Source organism: Lysinibacillus sp. JK80 (assembly GCF_027557635.1).
GTDB lineage: Bacteria > Bacillota > Bacilli > Bacillales_A > Planococcaceae > Lysinibacillus > Lysinibacillus capsici.
In genome coordinates, this window is sequence record NZ_CP058997.1 from 4,346,466 (window position 1) to 4,369,419 (window position 22,954).

26 protein-coding genes are annotated in these 22,954 nt (G+C 36.3%); 7 read left to right on the plus strand and 19 right to left on the minus strand.

From position 1 onward, the window contains the following. Positions 1-105 precede the first annotated feature (105 nt). Together HXV90_RS21825 and HXV90_RS21830 are read right to left on the minus strand one after the other, a co-directional pair. On the minus strand, positions 106-450 hold the full coding sequence (locus tag HXV90_RS21825) for a YunG family protein (protein WP_048393998.1): 345 nt from the start codon (positions 448-450) through the stop codon (positions 106-108). A gap of 216 nt (positions 451-666) precedes the next feature. After that, entirely contained in the window at positions 667-1,086 is a 420-nt protein-coding gene (locus HXV90_RS21830; RefSeq protein WP_054549696.1) for an Lrp/AsnC family transcriptional regulator, read from the minus strand. Between the two features lie 110 nt (positions 1,087-1,196). Here HXV90_RS21830 and HXV90_RS21835 point away from each other — a divergent pair, with 110 nt between their 5' ends. After that, positions 1,197-1,601 carry a carboxymuconolactone decarboxylase family protein gene (locus tag HXV90_RS21835; protein ID WP_048393996.1) on the plus strand — a complete coding sequence of 135 codons (405 nt, stop codon included), beginning with the start codon at positions 1,197-1,199 and terminating at the stop codon, positions 1,599-1,601. 40 nt (positions 1,602-1,641) lie between these two features. Here the strand turns inward: HXV90_RS21835 and HXV90_RS21840 are convergent, their stop codons facing one another. Beyond that, entirely contained in the window at positions 1,642-2,061 is a 420-nt protein-coding gene (locus HXV90_RS21840) for an Rrf2 family transcriptional regulator (RefSeq protein ID WP_103118966.1), read from the minus strand. 103 nt (positions 2,062-2,164) lie between these two features. Continuing rightward, the gene (locus HXV90_RS21845; RefSeq protein ID WP_112116843.1) at positions 2,165-2,692 is read right to left on the minus strand and encodes a cupin domain-containing protein; all 528 of its coding nucleotides are present in this window, start codon (positions 2,690-2,692) and stop codon (positions 2,165-2,167) included. A 117-nt stretch (positions 2,693-2,809) separates the two neighbouring features. Here HXV90_RS21845 and HXV90_RS21850 point away from each other — a divergent pair, with 117 nt between their 5' ends. Beyond that, positions 2,810-3,271: an SMI1/KNR4 family protein gene (locus HXV90_RS21850; protein ID WP_269897998.1), complete on the plus strand. Its 462-nt coding sequence runs from the start codon at positions 2,810-2,812 to the stop codon at positions 3,269-3,271. A gap of 26 nt (positions 3,272-3,297) precedes the next feature. Here HXV90_RS21850 and HXV90_RS21855 read toward each other — a convergent pair whose 3' ends face one another. The 5 genes from HXV90_RS21855 to HXV90_RS23560 all read right to left on the minus strand — a co-directional run bounded on the left by HXV90_RS21855 (position 3,298) and on the right by HXV90_RS23560 (position 6,986). Continuing rightward, positions 3,298-4,419, minus strand: a complete 1,122-nt coding sequence (locus tag HXV90_RS21855; RefSeq protein WP_269897999.1) for a serine hydrolase — start codon at positions 4,417-4,419, stop codon at positions 3,298-3,300. A 13-nt stretch (positions 4,420-4,432) separates the two neighbouring features. After that, positions 4,433-4,570, minus strand: a complete 138-nt coding sequence (locus tag HXV90_RS21860) for a hypothetical protein (RefSeq protein ID WP_269898000.1) — start codon at positions 4,568-4,570, stop codon at positions 4,433-4,435. A 78-nt stretch (positions 4,571-4,648) separates the two neighbouring features. Beyond that, positions 4,649-5,092 (minus strand): SRPBCC family protein, encoded by a 444-nt coding sequence (locus HXV90_RS21865; protein ID WP_112116845.1) that lies wholly within the window; start codon positions 5,090-5,092, stop codon positions 4,649-4,651. A gap of 123 nt (positions 5,093-5,215) precedes the next feature. Further along, on the minus strand, positions 5,216-6,664 hold the full coding sequence (locus HXV90_RS21870) for an Msr family ABC-F type ribosomal protection protein (protein WP_269898001.1): 1,449 nt from the start codon (positions 6,662-6,664) through the stop codon (positions 5,216-5,218). A 277-nt stretch (positions 6,665-6,941) separates the two neighbouring features. Further along, on the minus strand, positions 6,942-6,986 hold the full coding sequence (locus HXV90_RS23560; protein WP_112118014.1) for an erythromycin resistance leader peptide: 45 nt from the start codon (positions 6,984-6,986) through the stop codon (positions 6,942-6,944). Between the two features lie 202 nt (positions 6,987-7,188). On the opposite strand from HXV90_RS23560, the gene HXV90_RS21875 reads away from it, so the two are divergent. Beyond that, a complete protein-coding gene (locus HXV90_RS21875) occupies positions 7,189-8,028 on the plus strand; it encodes a YitT family protein (protein WP_036079667.1) in 840 nt (279 codons plus the stop codon). A gap of 263 nt (positions 8,029-8,291) precedes the next feature. On the opposite strand, the gene HXV90_RS21880 is transcribed toward HXV90_RS21875, so the two are convergent. The 4 genes from HXV90_RS21880 to HXV90_RS21895 all read right to left on the minus strand — a co-directional run bounded on the left by HXV90_RS21880 (position 8,292) and on the right by HXV90_RS21895 (position 13,251). After that, positions 8,292-9,200 carry a D-alanine--D-alanine ligase gene (locus HXV90_RS21880; protein WP_048393986.1) on the minus strand — a complete coding sequence of 303 codons (909 nt, stop codon included), beginning with the start codon at positions 9,198-9,200 and terminating at the stop codon, positions 8,292-8,294. A gap of 12 nt (positions 9,201-9,212) precedes the next feature. Further along, positions 9,213-10,652: a MocR-like pyridoxine biosynthesis transcription factor PdxR gene (gene pdxR, locus HXV90_RS21885; protein ID WP_269898002.1), complete on the minus strand. Its 1,440-nt coding sequence runs from the start codon at positions 10,650-10,652 to the stop codon at positions 9,213-9,215. A gap of 176 nt (positions 10,653-10,828) precedes the next feature. After that, positions 10,829-12,283, minus strand: a complete 1,455-nt coding sequence (locus tag HXV90_RS21890; RefSeq protein ID WP_054549704.1) for a sodium/proline symporter — start codon at positions 12,281-12,283, stop codon at positions 10,829-10,831. 86 nt (positions 12,284-12,369) lie between these two features. Further along, positions 12,370-13,251, minus strand: a complete 882-nt coding sequence (locus HXV90_RS21895; RefSeq protein WP_048393981.1) for a LysR family transcriptional regulator — start codon at positions 13,249-13,251, stop codon at positions 12,370-12,372. 137 nt (positions 13,252-13,388) lie between these two features. Here HXV90_RS21895 and HXV90_RS21900 point away from each other — a divergent pair, with 137 nt between their 5' ends. Continuing rightward, positions 13,389-14,084, plus strand: a complete 696-nt coding sequence (locus tag HXV90_RS21900) for an L-2-amino-thiazoline-4-carboxylic acid hydrolase (RefSeq protein ID WP_103118971.1) — start codon at positions 13,389-13,391, stop codon at positions 14,082-14,084. A gap of 4 nt (positions 14,085-14,088) precedes the next feature. Further along, positions 14,089-15,300 carry a Zn-dependent hydrolase gene (locus tag HXV90_RS21905; RefSeq protein WP_048393977.1) on the plus strand — a complete coding sequence of 404 codons (1,212 nt, stop codon included), beginning with the start codon at positions 14,089-14,091 and terminating at the stop codon, positions 15,298-15,300. 49 nt (positions 15,301-15,349) lie between these two features. On the opposite strand, the gene HXV90_RS21910 is transcribed toward HXV90_RS21905, so the two are convergent. Then, a complete protein-coding gene (locus tag HXV90_RS21910) occupies positions 15,350-15,499 on the minus strand; it encodes a hypothetical protein (RefSeq protein ID WP_181574616.1) in 150 nt (49 codons plus the stop codon). A gap of 220 nt (positions 15,500-15,719) precedes the next feature. On the opposite strand from HXV90_RS21910, the gene HXV90_RS21915 reads away from it, so the two are divergent. Both HXV90_RS21915 and HXV90_RS21920 read left to right on the plus strand, forming a co-directional pair. Continuing rightward, positions 15,720-16,502 carry an ABC transporter ATP-binding protein gene (locus tag HXV90_RS21915; protein WP_066037934.1) on the plus strand — a complete coding sequence of 261 codons (783 nt, stop codon included), beginning with the start codon at positions 15,720-15,722 and terminating at the stop codon, positions 16,500-16,502. Next, positions 16,499-18,121 (plus strand): hypothetical protein, encoded by a 1,623-nt coding sequence (locus HXV90_RS21920; protein ID WP_269898003.1) that lies wholly within the window; start codon positions 16,499-16,501, stop codon positions 18,119-18,121. The genes HXV90_RS21915 and HXV90_RS21920 overlap by 4 nt, the downstream gene beginning before the upstream one ends. Positions 18,122-18,183: 62 nt before the next feature. Here HXV90_RS21920 and HXV90_RS21925 read toward each other — a convergent pair whose 3' ends face one another. From HXV90_RS21925 to HXV90_RS21945, 5 genes are all read right to left on the minus strand, one after another. After that, positions 18,184-19,464 (minus strand): histidine--tRNA ligase, encoded by a 1,281-nt coding sequence (locus tag HXV90_RS21925; RefSeq protein ID WP_269899055.1) that lies wholly within the window; start codon positions 19,462-19,464, stop codon positions 18,184-18,186. Positions 19,465-19,718: 254 nt separating this feature from the next. Beyond that, positions 19,719-20,150, minus strand: coding sequence for a MarR family winged helix-turn-helix transcriptional regulator (locus HXV90_RS21930; protein ID WP_112116850.1), 432 nt, complete (start codon positions 20,148-20,150; stop codon positions 19,719-19,721). Next, on the minus strand, positions 20,140-20,421 hold the full coding sequence (locus HXV90_RS21935; RefSeq protein ID WP_103118974.1) for a transporter suffix domain-containing protein: 282 nt from the start codon (positions 20,419-20,421) through the stop codon (positions 20,140-20,142). The genes HXV90_RS21930 and HXV90_RS21935 overlap by 11 nt, the downstream gene beginning before the upstream one ends. 147 nt (positions 20,422-20,568) lie before the next feature. After that, positions 20,569-22,212, minus strand: coding sequence for a DUF4179 domain-containing protein (locus tag HXV90_RS21940; protein ID WP_269898004.1), 1,644 nt, complete (start codon positions 22,210-22,212; stop codon positions 20,569-20,571). Continuing rightward, complete coding sequence (locus HXV90_RS21945; protein ID WP_066037930.1) at positions 22,199-22,732, minus strand: RNA polymerase sigma factor; 534 nt, start codon at positions 22,730-22,732, stop codon at positions 22,199-22,201. Before HXV90_RS21945 ends, HXV90_RS21940 begins: the two co-directional genes overlap by 14 nt. Between the last annotated feature and the right edge of the window lie 222 nt (positions 22,733-22,954).

Here is a 22,954-nt window from a genome sequence, read left to right on the forward strand (position 1 = left end):
ATTCATTTATCTTGAATTTATTTATCTTGAATTCGAGATAATAATAACACGATATTTTTATAAACGTCAACAACTTTGTTTTGAAAATTAAAAAGGCAGAGATAATTAATTCTCTGCCTTCCCTAAAAGCTTATAAACTTGTGTTTTTAGATAACGATATTGACTATCATTAGTATCTTGAAAAGCCTCTACCCTATTTGAATCAATATCTTGGTAGTCGATTAGATATGGGAATTGTTCCTCGGAGAAATCCTTTCTTTCTCCATTAATAATATTATAAAAGTGCCAGCCTTCCTCAAGAAATGTCTTCCTAATTTCTCCGCCAAGAATATCCTGCACAACTAATGAAGTGACGCCACATTGTCCTTTTGCAGGGTTGTCCACACTCCATTTAGAACTTGATTGAATGGACCATGATTTTCTTAAGGCATTTAATACGTCTTTTTCCATGCAAAAACTCCTTTCAAACACTTTAAAATGGAACTTCATCCATTCTTATTGGTGTTGACTTCCCTACTACCCAGTCATCTTTAATAGCACCATAGACAATACTATCTGTCACAGTACCATCTTCATTTTCCCAAGCATTTATTTTGCACTAATAAATGTACTAAATCATCAATTTCTTCTTCAAATAATTTGATTTCCATACATATCTCCCTTCATCTAAACGTCCTCACATATATCTGAAAAAATAAAGTTAGTTTTCGTATGTGCATATGGCTGTAATGCATCAATAAACTGCTCTACATCAGGAAAAGATTGAAAATGCCCCTTTAATAAAAAACATGACTCACCTGAAATGCGATAGCAGAAGTCTATATTTGTATAAACCTTCAGATGTTCTTTAAAGTCTGCATAGCGGTTATTTTTGATTGTCGCTTCAACAATAGCGTCAATTGGATAACCCAATGCTTTTTTATTAATATCCAATGTATACCTCTTAATAACGTTCTGTTCCTCTAATTGCCGTATTCTTTCGCGAACTGCTGGTGCAGATAAGTGAACCCTTCTCCCTAGTTCGCTCATAGAAATTCGACTATCTTCTTTTAATTCTTTAAGTATCATTTCGTTAATGAAATCCATTTTGTAAATACCCCTTCTTTTTGAAGGAAAACAATCATATTTCCCTTCGAATTGATATGTTAACTTCGTTATGAACATTTTACACTAATTAATAGAAGGAGGAATGATTGATGACACTTATTCAATTATATGACAAGGGCTTAACACCCTTTCAACAATTATTAGGCTACAACAAGGGAATTCAGCTGCACTGGCAGCAGTTGGGGGAGGTACTCGAAAAAGACGGGCATCTATCCGCTTCATTAAAAGAAGAGGTTCGAAAAACTTTAGCTCAAAAAAATGGCTGTCAGTATTGTCAGGCAAAAGGCAAGCCTGATCCCCAGAACTATGATGAGAAAACGGCAGTATGCACAGGTTTTGCGGAAGCATTCTTAGCTGCTAAGGGGCACACCGCCCCCAACGTCACGGCTGTATTAAAGGACTATTTAACAGAAGCCGAGATTAGCGAGCTACTAGCATTTATTTGCTTCACGACAGCACAGCAATATTTTGGCGCACTCATGCAATTAAAATAATAAGGAGCTAGGGGCGAAACCCTAGTTCCTTTCCCAGCTGCTATCCTTTTAATTCCATTTTATTAGCTATATCTATAATAAATTTCCTACTAAGCTCTTCTTTCATATTATTTTCAGCATCCACCATCACTTGTTCAATGAGACAGCCTTGATGATGGAAGGAATGATCGTGTTCAGAGGAACAACTAAATAATGAGGTTTGTCCTTCAATTGCATATATCACATCTAAAAACGATATTTCATGGGGGCGCTTAGAAATTCGATAACCACCGTTGACACCTGGGTTCGACTCAATTAAACCTGCCTTCACAAGCTTAGTTAATATTTTGGAAAGATAGGTTGGAGATAATTTTTGCATTTCTGCTAAAGACTCTACACTCATTGATTTCCCTTTAGGATTGAGTGTTAAAAACACCATTGTATGTAAAGCATAATTTGTTGCTTTTGAATACTTCATCATTCATCACCCTTCATTCAGGACCTTTATTATCTGCAATTAAAACACATTCTATCATAATTCAAGAAAAAAGCATGTTTTGTATGAAAACACGCTTTTATGATCCCTAGTCATGCTGTCCATAACCCGCTTCTCCAGCAAGAGCATCAGCCTTTGTTACTTGTACAGTCCCAAATGGATGATTTGGTGGCGCATAAATCGTGTAAAGCTTTAGTGGTTTATCCCCTGTATTCGTAACATTATGCCATGTTCCTGCTGGTACCATAATAGCCGTATCTTCTGCGACATGTCTCTGATAGTTTAAATAATCTCTAGTTGGCCCCATTTGAGTTAATCCATGCCCCTCCTCAATACAAATGAATTGGTCCACATGTGGGTGTACTTCTAAACCAATATCTTCTCCGACATTAAGACTCATCACCGTTACTTGTAAGTTTGACCCTGTCCACAATGCTGTACGATAATTATTATTGCGCTTTGTAGCCTCTTCAATGTCGATAACAAATGGTGTTGGTCCAAAATCATTCTGGACATTACTTCTTGGCGCTCGTTCTGCCTGATTTGGATAGGCCCAATAAACAGGTTGATAACCGTAATGATACGATTGATAATTACCGTAATAAGGGTGGTACATTTATCTCAATCCTCTCATGCATGATAACGCTATAGTATGCAGTTGAATGAAAGAAGGTACTCACATGTAGTGTGACTTAATTGAGTAATCTTTATATAGAGACTGGAGGTAGATACAGTGTATGCTAGATTAACAGAAAAACTTGCAGGCACTCCTGCAATTAAATGGTTTTCTGGACACGTTGTAAAACATGAATGGATTGTAGAAGTGGAAGCAGAGTTAGGATTTGAATTACCACCATCCTATTGCTGGTGGTTAAAAAATTATGGCAATGGGCAGCTGAATGGTGGATCTATTCTCTTAATCGGTCCACCAGCATACAGAGACATCAATGATCATGATATTCTCTATATACATCGTCTTAACTTGGCTGACGAGGAGTGGTGTAAACAATTTCCGAATAGATTGGATTTATTTATTCCAGACTCTGACGAATTGTACTTCTTTGATCGTTCGTCTAAAGATGAACACGACGAATTTCCAGTTATGTGCTATGACTTAATGAATGACATGATCTATGAATATGCCTCTTCTTTCTCAGAATTTCTTGAAAAACTGATTGATGAGCGTAGTCAATAGTATGAGTTGCCTTATCTATGGGCAACTCATAACTCGGAAAATTCCTCTTTCAAGCGATTACGAAATTTATCATCTGTAAGAAATTTCAATTGAAAACTATTCATACTATTTGAGAGCTTAATCTGCTCCATTGTATTTAAGTTGTTAGCAAAAAAGGCTATCTCTGTTTGATTTCCATCTTTATCTTCCGCATAGGCTGCTAGTGTTAACACAAATGCAGTCGATCCTCCCTTTTGACCAGCATGTTTTAACCATGCTTGATTTCTAGGATTCTGCATCAATTGCTCCAACACGGGATCTAAATATTTATGTACTTCTGCGCTAAAGAAATTTTTACCATTCAATTTTTCTAAAATAGAGATGTAATCACTTGTTGTGGCCCTTATTAAACGATCAGACCATATCTTTTGAAAATCCATATTGAGCATTTTTTGAGCTTTTGTTTTCTCCTCAATTGTTAAAGGATGTTCTATCCAATTCGAATGAATAGCCAATGCACGCTCACGATATTCAACCATATCCATTTTTCGTAAAGCAGTTAATGTTGCTTTTTTCGTTAAATTTTTTTCCTCCATCAAGTGAATGGGAATATAAAGTGCACTTACAATTGGATACAAAGGTTCATGATCCTCTACATTTAACTGTGTAAGCACATCATTAATTATTTGAAAGTCTAATACATGCATTAAATATTCCGTATTTGCATTGGAGCTATAGGCAATCATGCCATTTGCTACTTCACTTAAAGGTACACTATCTGCACCCTGAAGGTTTAACTGCGCCAACCATGCTTTATGTGCGCCACCATCTGTTTTAGGAATGTAAAATGCCTCTAACTCCTTTAGATTTACTTGCTCTTTAGGATTAATACGGCCATCAGCTGCTTGTTGCGCATAGGCGATGGCTACGATTATTTTAACCGTACTTGCTAACGGTAGCTGTTCCTTGGTGTTTAGCTCCACCCAATGTTGTTGATTATATTGAATGGCTACGGAAATATTTTTATCCTCTTTATGTTCCTTGATAAATTGCACGATATATTCAGGATCGTTCTTCTTGATTTCTTTTTGAAACTTCCAAAAAATAATGCTACATACAAAACCTATACAAACCAAAACACCGCCAATCATCCAATACAACTTTTTCATATTCATCCCTCCATCACTCAGCTGCTTCTAACAACCATTGCTGTAATACTGTAGACGACTGGTTATTTAATCGTAATGCTATTTCTGTTTTTATTTCTTCTGGAGGCGTCACTTCTACAAGTATGCATACAGAATCCCTTGCTTGATTCACCTCGAATAACCCTTCTTAGCACAAACTATTTCAGCTCCAATTGCTCGATGTTATCGATCGTTGACATACCTCTCCTCCTTAATGAATTAGAGAAGCTCGTAAATTGCTAACCCCATTTTCTAAGTATCCTTTGAGGCATGTTAATGTATAGACCCAACCCTCTTTTTGGCCCATCATTTTTGTCACAATTTCTGGGTCATGTGCATTTAACCCAGATTCTACAACAGTAATAATTGTTTCACTTTGTGATTCTTCAAAAGTGATGGTAACCATTGTCACTTCACCATGCTCTTCTCCCCAAACAAACACAATTTTTTTATTCATCTCCATTTCAAGCACAGTGATCACACCCTCTGCACCATACTCCTCATATTTAAGCGTGATTCTTTTACCTTCTGCCCATCTTTCGGAACTGCTAGAAAACCAATAATGACCGATTTCAGTAGGGGAAATAATGGCTTCAAATACTTTATGGGCGGGTTGATTGATTTTTAGTTTCGTCGTCACATCCGTATTTATCATCGTTCATCATCCTTTTTCATATTGTCTATCTACACCTTCGCCGAAATTTTCCATTAACCTTCCTTTCTAATAAAAATTCACTAAAAAAGGTGCAATTCTCCTAATGGAATTGCACCTTTTCACTTAAAGTATTTTTTTATTATGAACAGTAAACTGAATATCTGCTACATTGTCGATAAAATTTTTATCATGTGTGACAAAGATTATTGTTCCCTCATAAGCAGCTATAAATTGTTCAAGGGCTTCGAGTGCTTGAATATCTAAGAAATTAGTTGGTTCATCCAACAGCAAAATATTATAATTTCCTAAAAATAGCTGACAAAGCTGAAGGCGTATGGCCTCACCACCACTAAGTGTGGTAATTTTCTTTTGTAAATCAGTGCCAGCAAACTGCATGGAATGAAGTACGCTTCGTAATAAACTTTCATCATATTCAGAGCGATTCTTTAAAAATTGTAGCACTGTTTCCTCACCAGCAAATTGGTAGCTCATCTGATGAAAATAACCTATTTTAGCCTTTTGAGAAATAGTTATACCCTCACCATTATTGGCTATATGTTTTAGTAATGTACTTTTACCACTACCATTGTTACCCTTAAGCGCAATTTTTTTACCTAACGGGATTTGGAAGCTGACCTCGTGTAATAGTACCTTATCTTGAGCATGTAAAGTGAATCGATCTGCCATAATGGGATACTTATTATGCAATGCCAAGGCTTTTGATTGTCGAAAAACAATTTTTCTTTCTTCCTGCACCGCTTCTGCTTTATGAAGCTTCCCTATCCGATGTTCGATAGCTTTTGCTGCACGCTGTACGGCTTTTTGACTTGTGCCTTTGGACTTTGTCATAAACATACGATTAGGTTTAGCGTTAGCCTCTCTTTTAGACATATTGCCTGCCTGAGCAATTTTTTCAGCTTTTTTCATTTTTTCATCTACAGCTTTTTCAAGTCTGCACTTTTCTTTCAAGTATTGTTCATGAGCCTGATTTTGTTGATCTTGCTCTAATTGCTTTTGCATGGCATACTCGCTGTAATTCCCTGAGTAGATCGTTACCTTACCACCATCTACCTCCCATATCGTTGTAACCAGCTCATCTAGTACAGCACGATCATGGCTGATGAGTATGAGGGCCCCATAATAATAACGTAATTCATCTAATAAAAATGAGATGCCGAGTTGATCCAAATGTGTTGTCGGCTCATCAATAAGCAAAGCTTCCTCATAAGAAGTAAATAATTGTGCTAGCTTTAATCTTGTTTGCTCTCCACCACTTAATCCTTCAGAATACGTAGATACTGCTAATCTCCCTAATAACTGTGGATCTGCCTCTATTAACGTTGGTGCCTCCATCTGTTCAAAGTATCCGAAATGAACATGCCTTTTCAATTTCCCACTTACTGGTTGTACCTTGCCAGCAAGTAACTTCATCAACGTACTTTTACCTGCACCATTTTTACCAACGATTCCTATTCGGTCAAATTGATGCACAGCTAATTTTTCAATATTTAATAGTTCTTTATCTAAATAAGTAACGACTACATTCTCTAACTCAAAGCAAACCTTTTCCATTTTGCTACCTCCCGAAATTGATCATTCCGTACCGATAGCGATGGTATCGATACGAGCTTTTAATCAAAGCTCGTATTAAAAGAATAATAGACTATACATTTCACTTTCCTCCCTACATTCAATAAAAAAACACAGACAAATTTGCCTGTGATGTAAAGTAAAAGAGATTTATTATAAGACAAGCGTCTCTTTTTTCTCATGATTATGAAGATGATTAAAAAAGGACAGACTATCCCATTTACTCTGGTGTCACAAAACAGCGTTTGGCCCTATTCAGTTACTGGTTCAACATTGGGAAACGTAGTCTCATAGCATGTGTCATTTTTTAATAACCCTCCTAGCATTGTTACGACTATTATAAATTCTGGCTATAATATGTCAAGTTTCCAAAGTTCTCTCTAAAGACACACTAATTACTGTCGATATATCACAAATGAACATTCCAAAAAGTATATCATTTGCTGAAAACCTGATATAGTATGGAATTTAAGAAAAATAAAATTTGATTTGGTGGTGTTATGTGAATGAAGAAATATGTTATCGATATTTTAATGATTATGCTTGGATCACTGCTTTTTGCCCTAGCAGTTAACTTATTTGTTATTCCTAATGATTTAGGTGAAGGTGGCGTAACAGGCTTAACGATTATTGCTTATTATCTGTTCGGATGGTCGCCAAGTATTGTCAGCTTTGTTATGAACGCAGCTTTACTTATCGTTGGTTATAAATTTTTAAATAGACAAACAACAATTTATACAATCATTGCGGTCTCATTCCACTCTTTATTTTTACATTTAACAGAAACGTGGTCTATTTCTTCAGATGAGATTATCGTCAATACAATTTTTGGTGGCGTATTTGCAGGAGTCGGTATTGGCTTAATTATAAGAGTTGGTGGTACAACAGCAGGTTCTACAATTTTAGCGAGAATCACTAACAAATATCTTGGATGGAGTATTAGCTATGGACTTTTATTCTTCGATTTAATTGTTGCTTTTTCATCTTATTTTATCATTGGTGCGGAGGCATTAATGCTAACAATTGTTATGCTGTATGTTGGTACAAAGGTAATGGAGTTTGTTATTGAAGGGGTTAACCCTAAAAAGGCAGTTACCATTATCTCTAAAAAACCTGAAGACATTGCTGGACAGGTAACTGCTTATATGAATCGTGGGGTAACTGTGCTATCAGGTCATGGTTATTATACAAAGGAACAAAAGGAAATCCTGTATATTGTTATTAGTAAGCAAGAAGTTGTAAAGCTCAAAAAAATTGTCAAAGAAGTCGACAAGGACGCCTTTATTGCCATTCATGATGTAAGGGACGTTTTCGGAGAAGGCTTTATTGAATTAGCAAAATCATAAAACAATCAAAACACCTTTTGTAGGTAACAACAAAAGGTGTTTTATGTTGTTGAAAATGATTTCACTAGCAGAAAAAGAACTTTTGGCAAAGCGAAGGGTTGATTTCCGTTCCGCCAGCGTCACTCAAATCACCATGTGCAAAAGTGTCTTTTCCTTATCTTTCATCCTAACAGTAAAGATCGAATAACCAATTAGAAGTAGCTTGGAACGGATGTTCATTTTCTCCTTTCACAAAAATTCTATTGGTGGTTTTGTTTTTCGATTTACCTATTTCTATCAATCTGTAAAGAGCTTTGGATAATGCTGTCTAATAGTGCTGAATAGCTGATCCCCGCAGCAAGGGCACTTTTTGGTAGTAGGCTATTTTGCGTCATGCCAGGCAACGTATTAACCTCCAACACATAAGGAACGCCATCCTTCATTAACATATCTACTCTTGCGTAGACACTGCATCTTAAAGCCTTGTAACTGATCATCGCAGCCTTTGCCACTCGGTCATGAATTGCAAGTGGTAGTTCCACAGGCTCCTCCACGGTAGAAGCATCGTCATATTTTGCCTGGTAGTCAAAAAATACTGCTGTATGTTTGATTGACAGGACTGGCAATAGCTGTTCATTGAGTATTGGGCATGTAATTTCGTCACCAATCAAATACTGCTCAATAATGATTTCGTTATCCCACTTAAATACTTCTGCAACCGCAGCCAATAAGGCACTCCGATCATGGACAATTTGAACACCCACACTAGAGCCGCCAGCATTTGGTTTAACTACAAGTGGATAACCCATAAGCTCTATATCCTGCAAGGGCAACTCCTCTTCCTTTATGAGATGCACCCAATCTGGAGTTGCGACACCTTCATATCGAAGGATTTTTTTTGCCATATTTTTATCCATGCACAAACTACTTGCTAGAAGACCGCTTCCTGTATAAGGAATACCCAACGTTTCTAGTACCCCCTGAATCGTACCATCTTCCCCGAACTTACCGTGAAGTGCTAATAAAGCCACATCAATATCACCTACCTTGTCAATTACCTCTTTGTTGTTATCTAATGTGATAGCCACAACTTCGTATTTTTGCTTATCTAATTGAGTGACCATTTCCTTACCTGTCATGATGGAAACCTGCTTTTCAGAGGAAGTACCACCCATAATTACGCCAACCTTCATTTTTTCAACTCCTCATAACGTTTTCAATGTATCACCAATAATTTGAATACCTCGAACAATATCGTCATCTGCTAAACGAGAAAAACCTAAACGAAATGTATTACTACCTCTTCCATTTGTATAAAATACATCACCTGGATAAAATACAACGCCCTTGTCATAGCATTTCTCAAGCAACAATCGTGCATCTACGTCCTCTTTTAGTTCTATAAAAAGGTGAAGCCCCCCATCCCCTGTTATCCTGCTATAGGGAATGTATTGCATACAAGCTTGACGGGCAAGCTCATATTTTTTCTTGTAAACAAATCTTGCTTTCTTTAAATATTTTTCAAAGTAACCATCCTGTAAATATTGATATAATACTGCCTGATCCAGTGTTGATGTATGAATTGTTCGAGCTCTTTTCATACTTTCCAAGCTATCAATTAACTCCCTATCTGCTAAAATCCAGCCAACACGTAAGCCAGGGAAAAGAATTTTAGAAAAGCTACCAATATAGACAATGTTATTACCTATACCGCTAAAAGCGATTAGTGGTGCCAAATGCGAGCTTGAATACCTTAATTCCTCATTAAAACCATCTTCTATAATGGGTATTTGATATTTGGAAAAAAGCTGAAAAATAGCACTCCTTTTCTCGGAGGAAGTGACAATTCCTGTTGGATTATGATAGGACGGGATAAGATAGGCAAAATCAAAGTCCTTATCTGCTAATGTTTTTTCCACCTGTTCCATGTCAATCCCGTCATCTTGCATATCGATGCCATGTACGTCTAACCCATGCAAACGGAAAAGCTTCAATGCTGCATGATGTGTAGGATTTTCACATAGTACACGCCCTGATTTTTTAGCTAAAGAGGACAATAAAATATCTAGACCTTCTGTAAAACCATTTGTAATTAAAATATCTTTATTAGAAATGTCCACACCTTTCATCTCCATATAGCTAAGAAGGTGGTCAATTAAGGGCTTATAGCCCTTGGCATAGCCATAGTTTAAGACAATATCTCCTTCAATGGACATCCTTGTGATAAATGCCCTTTTGAAATTTTCAACATCAAAAAGCTTTTCTTCTGGAGCTATACTAGTAAATGAAATCATGCCTTTTTTCCAGTGTATATCTTGTCGTATTAAATCAATTTCATCAGCTAATAAAGTTGTTTCATTCAGCCTTTGTTTCCAATCTATTTCAATAGAAGAAGTTTCCAATGTAGTAACCTTTCCGATAAAATGCCCTTTTCCTTTCACTGCATAGATGATGCCATCTAGCTCTAATTCGGCATATGCGTTCAGCACCGTGTTTCTACTGACCGCTAATAACTTACTAAGTTCACGGGTAGATGGAAGCTTTTGATGTTCCAACAGATGCCCCTTGACAATCATGTCTTGAACATAATCCTTCAATTGTACATAAACTGGTCGTTCATCCATAAGCTTAAAATCACTAAACACTTCCTAACCCCCTTGCTTCATTTTTGCATAAACCCTGATAACCAAAAAGGTCCACACATTATGTAATTTCCTGTTAGAGTGGTTGCTCTTCTTTCTATCTTATTTCAATATGGTCATAAGCATAAAAAGAAAACTCCTCTTTTGAGAAATATATCAGCAAAAAAGGAGTTTTATTATTATTTTAAAATATCATCCAGACCGTTTTCCTTTTTATCAGGACATACTAAAGACACCACAACTCCAACAATTAAGCAAATAAAGAATGTCGCTGCCTTGGCTGACACTACAGCCTCCATAGGTGACAGGGACCATACAATCGCACTAATAAAACCGACAATAATTGTAGCAATAACCCCAATGCCTGAAACACGTTTCCAGAAAAAGATTAAAAGAATCACAACCGAAAATGTATTGCCAATCCCTGCCCATGCAAAGGATACTAAGCTATAAATTACAGAACCTGATTTGAGTGAAATGATAATACCCACAATCCCACTAATAACAGCCACTAGACGCGAAAGGTGAACTAATTTTTTGCTAGAAATATTCCAACGTAATGTTTTATGAATTATATCCTCACTTATCGATGTTGTGATGACTAACAATTGAGACGAAGCCGTTGACATAATAGCTGCTAAAATACCAGCCACAATAATTCCTGCAACCCAAGGTGGTAAAATTTCAAATACCATATGCGGCAATATCATTTCAGGATCTTCAATAGAACCTTGCTTATACAAAGTGGACGCGAAAATCGCAGATAAAAAGGCACCCACATAGACAATTAATGTCCAAATAATCGCCATATTACGGCCAGTAATTCGCTCTTTTTCAGTCGTAATAGCCATAAAGCGAGAGCTCAATTGAGGTTGCCCCCCAAGCCAGCCAAAGAACCAGGATAGATTTGTAAATAACATCGCCCCTAAGGCAAGTCCATTTAAGCCTCCGACCCAACTATCCGCACCATTGCCCATTTGAGCTAGCTCTGTTGAAATGCTTAAACCTTGATGTTGAATTTCCATATAAGCTGCAATTGGAACAATAACAAACGAGATCAGCATTAAAAAACTTTGGATTGTATCTGTCCAAACAACGGACATAAATCCTCCCATACATGAATAGGCAATTATTATTGCTCCAATAATAATTGTTCCCCAAGTGATGTTGAGTCCTGAGAATGAATAAATCGTTTTACCCATCCCGGAAAATTGAGCTGCTAAATAGCAAACAAAGAATAACACCATTACTGCAGAAGCTAACCAACGAATTATATCTGCGTGCTTTGGAAATTTAACAGCAATATAATCTGTTAGGCTATTCACCTTATATTTTTGTTGCTCTGTCATAAAGCGCTTTGATAAAAATAGCCATGATGCAACAACCCCTAAAAGCATGCCAGATAAAATCCAAATGCCTGACAGCCCAGCCACATAAATAAAGCCAATTGCCCCTAAAAACATATAGGCGGATTCACCCGTTGCACGTTCAGAAAAGGCTAACGCCCAGCCCGGTAGTTTATTTCCCCCTAGAAAGTAATCATTATGTGATAAATCTTTTTTACTGAAGTATATCCCTACTCCTAGCATAGCGAGTAAATAGATAAATATTTCAACATAAACAATTGTATGCATATACCCAAAGTCCTCCATCTGATTAATCTAAACAATCCCAATTGGTTTTATCAGATAATAGTTCGGGTTTTTTTAATTGTCAATAACTAATTTTGTAAAAAGGAGGCAAAGTATTTCGATATTTCTACAAACTTTAAAGCTCCTGGAGAAAGATGAATACTGTGTTTGTGTGCAATTCCAACCTGTCTAATATATGCTTGATAAAATTTTTTTCTAATCAGGTTACTTGGTGCATGTAGTAAAAGCGAATTCGGCACAACAGAAATGCCTAAATTTTCATTGACCATTGTCAAAATGACTTGGTCAACTGATAATTCATAGACTACATTGGGATGGATTTTATGTTTAGCTAAGATCCTTGATACATCTCGATCAATCGTACGTTTAGGCATAATCCAGCGTTCATCCTGCAATTGCTCTAGAGAGAGCCTCTCTTCCTTCGCCAATGGATGCTCCTGTGCCATAATGCAAACAAGCTCATCATTAAAAATCGCATCGAATACAAGATGTTTAGAATTTGGTTGCACTAAAAAACCGATATCGACAACGCCATTATGAAGCCATTCTTCGATTTGATCATAATCTCCCTCCATCAAACGTATTTGTAGGTCTGGATGATGCTGTTCGAAATACGCTAAAACCTTTGGTAATAAGACCAGAGAAACACTTGGTAGAATACCAACCGATAACGTCCCCCCAATGAGATTTTTTAAATTTGCTACAGAGGTTTCAAGCTGCTGTTGTTGCTGCAATATTTTTGAGATGTGTTCGTAAACAATTTTCCCCTCACTCGTTAAAACAATATTATTGCGGTTTCGAATAATTAGAGAAAGCCCTAATTCTGCCTCTAAATTACTAATCGTATGACTGATTGAAGACTGTGTGAGATTGAGCTTTAAGCCTGTTTCTGTAAAATTTCCTGTATCGATAAGTGTATGGAAAGCAATATATTGTGCTAATGTAGCCATGCTATTCTGCTCCTTTTATGATTTTTTTTCATAGTTGATTGTGTAAATATTCATTTGATTTAAATTACTAGCCACCTCTATAATAAAAATAAAATCCAAGTAAATCAATATGATTTGTTAATGAGGGGGCTCATAAAATGGCAGAGGAAAAATTAATGATGAAGGCTTTATCTATGGACATAATTACCGCAAAAATGTTTACAGAATTACATCTCTCCATTACAGAGCAGTATGGAGAGCATGGTCGGAGATTAGTACAAAAAGGCTTAGAGGCGTTTGGTTTAAAGGATGCTGAAGCCATGGCGAAAAAAGCAACAGCAGAAGGGGAAAATCATACTTTCTTTGAATACTTACCCCAAATCGTTGTAGGTGAAGAGAAATTTGCTGATTTAACACCGTTTGCTCGATTTTCTAAAATGTTTGCACAGATTGCCAAGCCAGTTGTAGATGAATATGGGGAAGCTGGTGAACAAGTGATTATGCGGGCAGTAGAACGTTTTGGTCATAAGCGTGGCCAAGGTATTGCTCAACGTGCTCGCACAAACGGTCTAGAAAATTCCGTGGAGCATTATTTAACTAACTATGATATGGGTCGCAGTGATTTGTTTGAAATCGATACAGTTTATAAGGAAAATGAGGTTGAACAAACGTTTACTCACTGCCCATTAGGTCAACAATGGGCAGATGATGATATGGGTAAATATGGAATTTTGTATTGTAAAGTCATCGACCCCTCTATTGCTAAAGGGTACAATAAAAGCCTAGAGGTGGTACATGATCAATTTGTTTTACGTGAAGGACAGTGCCACTTCCAATTCCAAATGAAAGAGTGATGTCATGATTAACGGAGTTAGGCTCGTACAGCATCTTCAAGACTTAAGTCAAATTGGTCGTAATGAAAAGACAGGTGGCATTAACCGCTTCTCGTTCACACCAGAAGAAAAGCAGGCAATTGAGTTAGTCACAACTTATATGGAACAAGCAGGTATGAATGTCACAATCGATGCAGTTGGAAACCTTATTGGTACATATGGTGAAGGAAATGAAACCATTATGCTAGGTTCTCACATCGATACAGTACCAGAGGGTGGCAAATATGATGGAGCATTAGGGGTGCTAGCAGCTATTGAAGTGGTACATACTATGCATGAGCAACAGTTGATACCCTCTAAAAAAATTCAAGTTGTCGCTTTTAAGGATGAGGAAGGAACGAGATTTGGCTTTGGGCTCCTTGGCAGTAGTGCAATGGCTGGTCTTTTAACAGAGGAGCAATTACAGCATACAGATGAAGCTGGCATTTCCATCGAAGAAGCCATGAAAGATTTCCATTTATCACCTTATCCTTTAACACAAGTGCATCGTAATGACATAAAAGCTTATTTAGAAATGCATATCGAGCAAGGAAAAGTGTTAGAAAATGAAGACCTACCAGTCGGTGTTGTCACAGGTATTGCAGCCCCATTATGGTTAGAGGTAACCGTAACGGGTGTCAGTGAACATGCTGGTGCAACACCTATGCCGATTCGTCAGGATGCTCTAACTGCAGCAAGTGAAATGATTTTAGCTATTGAGCAACTATTAACCAATACAACAGATTCCGTTGCAACGGTTGGTAAGCTAACGGTCTCTCCAAATGGGACAAACGTTATACCAGGTAAAGTTACGTTCTCGATTGATCTTCGTGATATTGACGAAAATAAAGTAAGTGCATTAGAGCAACAAATTATGCAACAGCTTCAACAAATTGCTGAACGAAGACATGTCTCATTGGCTTCCAAAGTATTACAGCGCATTAAGCCTGCAAAAACCGATGCCTTACTACAACAGCAACTTACTACAAGTATTGAAAAGCAAGGTATACGTCCTTATTCTCTCATAAGTGGTGCTGGGCATGATGCAATGAATATAGCTGAAATTGCCCCGATTGGGATGCTATTCGTCCGTTCAAAGGATGGTATTAGTCACAATCCCTTAGAATACAGTTCAGATGAGGATATTATTGTAGCAACTAATATTTTTTATGATACAGTTGTTGAACTTGCTAAATAGACTACTATTTAGAAGAAAGCCATTCTCTAATTTTTTTAGAATGGCTTTTTTAATTTTTTTCATAGCCTTCATTTTTAGCTTGAGTAATCACCTTTTGAATAAAAGGCTCTTTTTTCAGGGTATATGTTGGGCGAATCATATTGAAAATGATAACCCAATTTGGATTATAGTCAGACAATACCACTTCAATTTTTTTCATGTGTCATTCACCTCACTTTTTTGAAATAAGCCAACTATAAATAAAGGGTATTTACCTTAAAATAATAAATCTATTTCGTTTTTAAATTTCCCTTTATATAAGAAGATCTCTCTATTTTTGATTGAACTGGTTTCATTTTAGCATAAGGAATATTATCTCTTTTAATATGATATAGTGTAATTATGGTTAATTTTCCAAAATAATTTAAAGGGGCTATAAAATGGAAGAGATTTTAACAATTACGAATTTAACGAAGAGTTATGGAAACAAGGAAATTTTGAAAGGGATTGACCTTCACGCAGCTAGAGGTGAAATCATCGGTTATATTGGCCCCAATGGTGCGGGTAAAAGTACAACTGTAAAACTTATTCTAGGGCTAGAAGGTGATTATGGCGGTGAAATTAAGCTTTTTGGGAAAAGCATAGGGCAAGACCAAATTGATTATAAACGGCGAATTGGTTATGTCCCTGAAATCGCTGATGTTTATGATAACTTAACAGGCTATGAATATTTAACCTTTATCGGCCAGCTATATGGATTAGAGCTAGAGGAGGCGGCTGACAAATCCAAATCACTAATGGAGCTGTTTGGAGTTGGTGAAGCGTACCATTCTAGAATTTCTTCTTATTCTAAAGGTATGCGTCAAAAACTACTAATTATTGCAAGCCTAATACATAATCCAGACCTGCTATTTTTAGATGAGCCGATCAATGGCCTAGACGCAAACAGTGTAATGATTTTTAAAGAAATCTTAACGCAATTAGCTGCCAACGGAAAGACTATATTTTACTCATCTCACATTATGGATGTCGTTGAAAAAATCAGTAGCCGTATCATTCTGCTGTATGATGGAAAAATTGCAGCGGACGGAACATTTGCCCAATTACAAGCAGATAATACTGAAGGAACATTAGAAAGAATTTTTAACCAGTTAACAGGATTTCATGAACATCAGGAAATCGGAGAAAAATTTGTGTCCGTCGTTCGTGGGGGACAATTATGACAGATTTCAAAACGCTACGATTGCTTGATAAGTTCCGATGGCTTTTTATAAAAATGGGCATTGATTATGACATGATGAGAAAAATCCTCCATATAAAATTAACAATGGATGAACGGAAAGTACCTACCCTATTTAATCAAAACAAAAAGAAAGACAATCAAAAGTACGGCTACATTAAGTCTCTATGGATTTATATGTTATTCGGGCTTATACTCATCCCGCTTATGGGATTTGGTCAAAATTTTCTATTTCAGATGAGTATCGCCTTTGCAATGATCATCTTTTTGATTATGACTTCATTGATTTCTGACTTTTCTTCTGTGCTTTTAGATGTACGAGATAAAAGCATACTTTCAACTAAGCCTATTTCAGCTAAAACCATTAATGCAGCAAAATTTATGCATATTTTTATTTATTTATCCTATTTAACATTGGCCCTAACAGCCATCCCTCTAATAGTCAGCCTTTTTACTCAAGGTATTGTGTTTTTTATTTTAACAGGTCTTGAGATTCTATTAATGAATTTATTTATAGTTGCCATCACAGCCATTTTATATATTGCCATTTTACGCTTCTTCGATGGTGAAAAGCTGAAGGATATGATTAATTATGTACAAATCGCTTTATCTCTAATGCTGATGATTGGCTACCAAGTTCTTATTCGATCCTTTGAATTCGTCAATTTAGATATGGTAGTATCGTTTCATTGGTGGAACCTCTTCTTAATACCGATGTGGTTCGCTGCCCCTTATGAACTCATACTGCATGGTGACACATCTTTATTGACAGTCATTTATACCATCTTAGCAGTGATTGTACCTATTATTTCGATTTGGATCTATATTAAACTCATACCAACCTTTGAACGCAATCTCCAAAAACTGCTAAGTACAAGTAAGTCTAAAAAGGAAAAGAACAATCGACTAAAGTCGTTTTTATTAACCATTGTGTGTAGAACACACCAGGAACGAGCTTTCTATCGCTTCGCAGCTCTGATGATGAAGCAAGAGCGAGAGTTTAAGCTAAAGGTCTACCCATCTTTAGGCTTTTCATTTATTATTCCCTTTATTTTCATGTTTACTTTTAGCAGAGGGGAAGAAGTCGATTATGCTAGTAGTATGAGCTATTTAAATATCTATTTTAGTATGATGATTATACCATCCGCTGTCCTTATGCTTGGTCACTCTGCTAAATATAAGGCTGCATGGATTTATAAAACGCTACCGCTTAAAGATTATACAGATTTACAAAAAGGTAGCTTAAAGGCATTTTTAATTAAATTGTATACTCCGTTATTTTTAGTACTAAGTATAGTCTTTAGCTATATTTATGGTATTCGAATTATCCCTGATTTACTAGCTGTTTTGGTAACAAGTTGGTTATATACCATCCTTTGTTTCGTCATGATGACAAACAAATTACCTTTTACCAAACCCTATGATGAAGTTAATGATGCGCAAGGCTGGAAGATTCTTTTGTTATTGCTCCCTTTAGGTGTACTTGTAGGGCTGCACTATATAATAGCTAGTCAGATAACATACGGCTCTACTATATATTTCATTGTGCTTTTCTTCATCAATATCTTGATATGGAAACTGGTTTTTAAATCGAAAAAATAACCAAAAAACGGCTCAAATCCTATAGTAGAGTGGGATCAGCCGTTTTTTCCATGCTATGGTGTTTAAAAGATAAATGCAACGATTTCTTCCTCACCGCTTTTCATATCTTTTATTTTATACATATTTTGATTGACCTCGTTATCTCCTAATACAATAACCTTTGGCGTGTTTTCACGATTGGCTTTTTCCATCGCCTTTTTCACTTTTTTCCCACTTAGCTCAACTTCTATTTTATATTTTTCTCGCCGTAATGCAGTTGCTAGCTTTAGTGCCTCTTTTTCTGTTCCGAGAGGAATAATATAAATATCCACACTAGGAGCGTTTTGATCTATTTTTCCCGAAAGCTCTAATGCTGTATAGATGACATCTAAACCAAATGAAATTCCAACAGTAGCATAGGTTTGATTTGTCTCTAAAAGGCCACCAATTGCATTGTCATAGCGTCCCCCACTACCAATACTTGAGCGGATTGTTCCATCTGCTAAAAAAATTTCATAAATTGTTCCAGTGTAAATTTCAAGTCCCCTCGCTAAAAATGGATTGAAAATACATTGCTCGCTTATTCCAAGTGCCTTTAAATAAGAAGTTAGTTCCATTAATTCCTGTAAACCTTGTTGTAAATAGACATTCTCGGACGCGAAACCTTCAAAATACGCCATACTTATTTGAGGACGTTCATCTAAAAAATGCTTTATTTTATGAATACTATTATCTGATAACCCCAATAACTTCAATTCTGCTAGCATTGTTTTCTCGTCTATTTTTTCAATCTTATCTAATGTTAAAATAACTCGATTCATTTGTTCCTGTTCAACCTCAAATAATTGCAGTAAACCAACTAAAAGCTTGCGATTATTATATTGGAGATTAATTTTAAGTTTAAGCTGATCAAAGGCATCTATCGCCATCATCATTAGCTCCGCCTCAGCAGCCTGTGATTCTACCCCTACAATATCTACATCACATTGTGTAAATTCCCGAAAACGACCAGCCTTGATGGGGCCATCTCGAAACACTTTGCCAATCTCATATCGTTTAAATGGCATAGCAATCGCTGGATTCATCGCTACAACTTTTGCAAATGGAATTGTTAAATCATAGCGTAACGCTAAATCTCGCTCACCTAGATCTGTTAATGTATACATCTCCTCTAAAATCTCAGCACCACCAGCATATTTAGAAGCCATCAACTCTGTATAGTTAAGAATAGGTGTTTCTAACGGCTTGCAGCCATAGGCTATAAATGTATCTTCTAACGTACGTCGTATCACACGACGAGTAGCCTCTTGCTCTGGTAAATAATCTTGTGTTCCTCGAACATTCTGATAGTCCATTTTTTTCATCATAATCTCCTCCTCATTTTTTGAGCAATAAAAAAACCGTATAGCGATAAAGCTTCAAATCAGCTTTATTTATACGATTACATGAGAAATAGTCTTCCTATTCAATATTAATAAGTTAATAAGGATAGCAAGACTAGTGATGATGATGATGATGTTTTATTGTGAATGATTGGACAAGAGTAATGACCATGTTTATTCCCCCTTTTATATTAAGGGTTACTATAAGACACACCCAATAGAATGTCAAATTTTTTCTAAAATTCACACAGTATTTTTTTCATTTTTTCTAGAGTAGCTAACATTTCAGCTAACTCTTCAGTTGTTAAGTGAGCATGGTACTTTTCTGTAATCTGTTGATTAAAGGCTTCGACTTCCTGTTTATATAATAGACCCTTCTCACCTAATTCGACAGAAAAGGCACGCTTATCCTCCTCATGCTGCCTTTTCATTATATAGCCATCCTGTTCAAGCTTGGTTAATTGCTGACTCACTGCACTTTTTGTAATAGCCATTTTATCTGCTAGTTCTGAGGGTGAGCAGGATGGATGACGCATCACTAATGTTAAAAGAACATATTGCTGATTATTTAAGGCGAAATTAGTATAAGCCCTTTCCATTTTCTCAAGCATGATCCAAATATCTTCAATGGTTTGATTTATTTGCTCTGCTACCTGGTTATTCTTCATTTTTTTGAGTGTCACCTTTTTCTCGCCATTTTTTAGGATTTAGATAGCTTTTAAATTTGTTGGCTACTTCTTTTCCAACAAGTAAAGCACCAAGCCAAAATAAGATTTCAGCCAAAATAATACTTCCTGGTATTATCCCTGCCTTTACTTTTGTAGGTATCGGTGTGAAAGGTGTAATAATTGGGATTAACCATAAAGAAAGTGAAAAGATAATAATTCCTAATCCAAGCTTATAAGCAAAAGATTTTTGTGTTTTTTCGTTAGAGGTCATGTATCTTCTCCTGTACAATAATTAATTTATTTAAGTTAACTAAACTATATGATACATTTCTTTTTATGTAAAGCTTTTTAATCTTTATAACAAAAATCCCCATCTATTTGAATAGTGAGAATCAAATAGATGGGGCTGCTAATACTGTTATTTTCCAAATGTAAGTGGTATACGAAGCTCTGCATCTGGATAATTCGTAGTATATTTCCAAATATAAATATCAAGATCTTTATCTTTAAAATTCTTATACTCATCCATCTGCTTATTATTTTCATCACCAAGTATGCGAGTCATCATAGGCATTCCATAATTTCGCTCTTTATGATCTAGATAATAAGTCTGAGAGACACCACCAAATGTAGGTTCAGTGCTAAAGGATTCCACATAGAGATTGCTATCTTTCTTATAGTAAGTCCATGTAATTGAATACTCTCCAATCGTAGATGTCTTACTTTGAGGTGTATCTGATATATCAGTCAAATGAATCGGTTGCTCGTCACCGTCTTTTATATCAACACGATGTTTAGCTACCAATGCCACAGATTGATTCGCTAACGAGGTCACATCCACTCCAGTCAATTCAAAACGAAGTTCGGTTTTATAAGGCTCATTTTCTATATCCCATCTACCTCCATCCAAAAGTACGCCACCAATATCCAGCTGATAGTCCATGTAAGGAATATGTGCATATTTTTCCTTATGGGTCAGTATTAAACGTACCTGTGTTGGAGTAACTTTCATTTCATGAATTACTATTCCATTAGATGCATTTTCTAAAGGAATATTGACGACTTTTTTAAATGATCCCTTGTTTAATTGTTCTTTGGATAAATTCATCTCTATATTCCAATTATCCTTTGCAATATTTAATGTATGTTCATAAGTTAGTTGGAACTTTGTATCCTTCGCTCGTAAGCTGTCTGAAGTGAAAATTTGCTGACTAAAGTATTCACCAGTTGCACCAGGAGTTCCAAAAACAGGTGTTTCCGCTTCTTTAATAGTCTGATTTTTATCATCTAGCGCCTTAATTCGTACCCATTTGTTCTTCATTTCAGAATCTGTAAATTGAACCGCTGATTGAAGCATTACTTTCCCGTCTGATTGTTCAAAGGTTTGTAGAATTACATTGTCAATTCCATCCTTTTGAATGGTGAAATTCTGCGTATGAGAGTCATTAGGGTTGTAATTAATAGGCAGTTCTTTATCACCAATAGAATGAATATTCTTCATTAAAAATTTAATGTCTGACTTCTGATTATCTGCCACCCAATCTGTCTCAAAATACCCTTGGAAAAGACCAAGATCTTCATTCCAGCGATGTGAGTAATTCCCTTGAATAAAATCACCATTAGAATCTTGAAGTCCGATTTGATCAAAACTCACATTCATTCCATCCCAAGTGGCATCAGGTTTCAAACTATATAAAAGAAAGGTTCTGTTATCATCGATAAACGCCGTATGTACGGTCAACGTAAACCCATCCTTCGTAACAGATTTCTCAATTGTCTGCCCTAAGCCCTGATCTAATGCCGACTGAATACCAGCTCTATAAGATAGAATAGTTGACCAATCATAGTTCAGTGCTGCATAGACAGGTGTAGCCATTAGAGCAACAGCTAATCCTGCGACCAAAACAAATCTCTTCCTTTTTCGAGGTAGAAGTTCGATCGGTTCATTTACCATTTTTAGTTCATCCTGCTGGATACCATTCCACATTTGTTCAAAGTCAGGATACTTCATGTTATGGTCTGCGTTCATCTCTTTTTTCAATTTCTTTTCAATGCGTTCCAAATTGATTCTCTCCCTTCAACCATAAATTTTGATTTTTTTCTAGTTTTTTGCGCATGATTTTCAATGCCTTATGGAGTCTCGATTTCACTGTTCCCACTGGAATCTTTAGGGTTTCCGCAATTTCCACTAATGATAGCTCACCAATGTAGCGGAGGGTGACAACAGCCATTAACTTTTCTGGTAACTGTCTGAGTAGTGCCTCCCACTCCTCCTCAGCTGCCTTCTCCAGTACAATGGTGTCTACAGATTTAACTGATGCCGTAGTTTGCTCCTGTAGCAACTGTACCTGACTCACTTTTTTTAACTGAGCCTGCTTTCTTTTAAGCAAATTTAAACATTGATTCATCGCAATCCGTAAAATCCAAGCACGTGTATGCTCTACACTTCTCCAATCCTGACGAAAGACGGTGACAAATACATCATGGCAGAGATCTTCCGCATCTTGGGCATTCCGTAGCATATAATAACAGGTACGGTAAACATCTTTGTTGTATGAATCGAATAATTCACGTTCTGTCAATCCAAGGCACTCCTTTCTGATGGTTCTACGTTATAAACAAATGACTACTTGAAAAGGTTCATTTTTTTAAGAAATTCATATACGTACTTTTTTAATTTAGTGTTTATGTAAAAAGATCCAGTTAATGTACAAAAAAACAGATGGCAATAGAGGTCCGTTATGGAACATCTAATCCATCTGTTTTTGGCTATTGGGAAATGGTGAGCGAAGGCAATATCATGA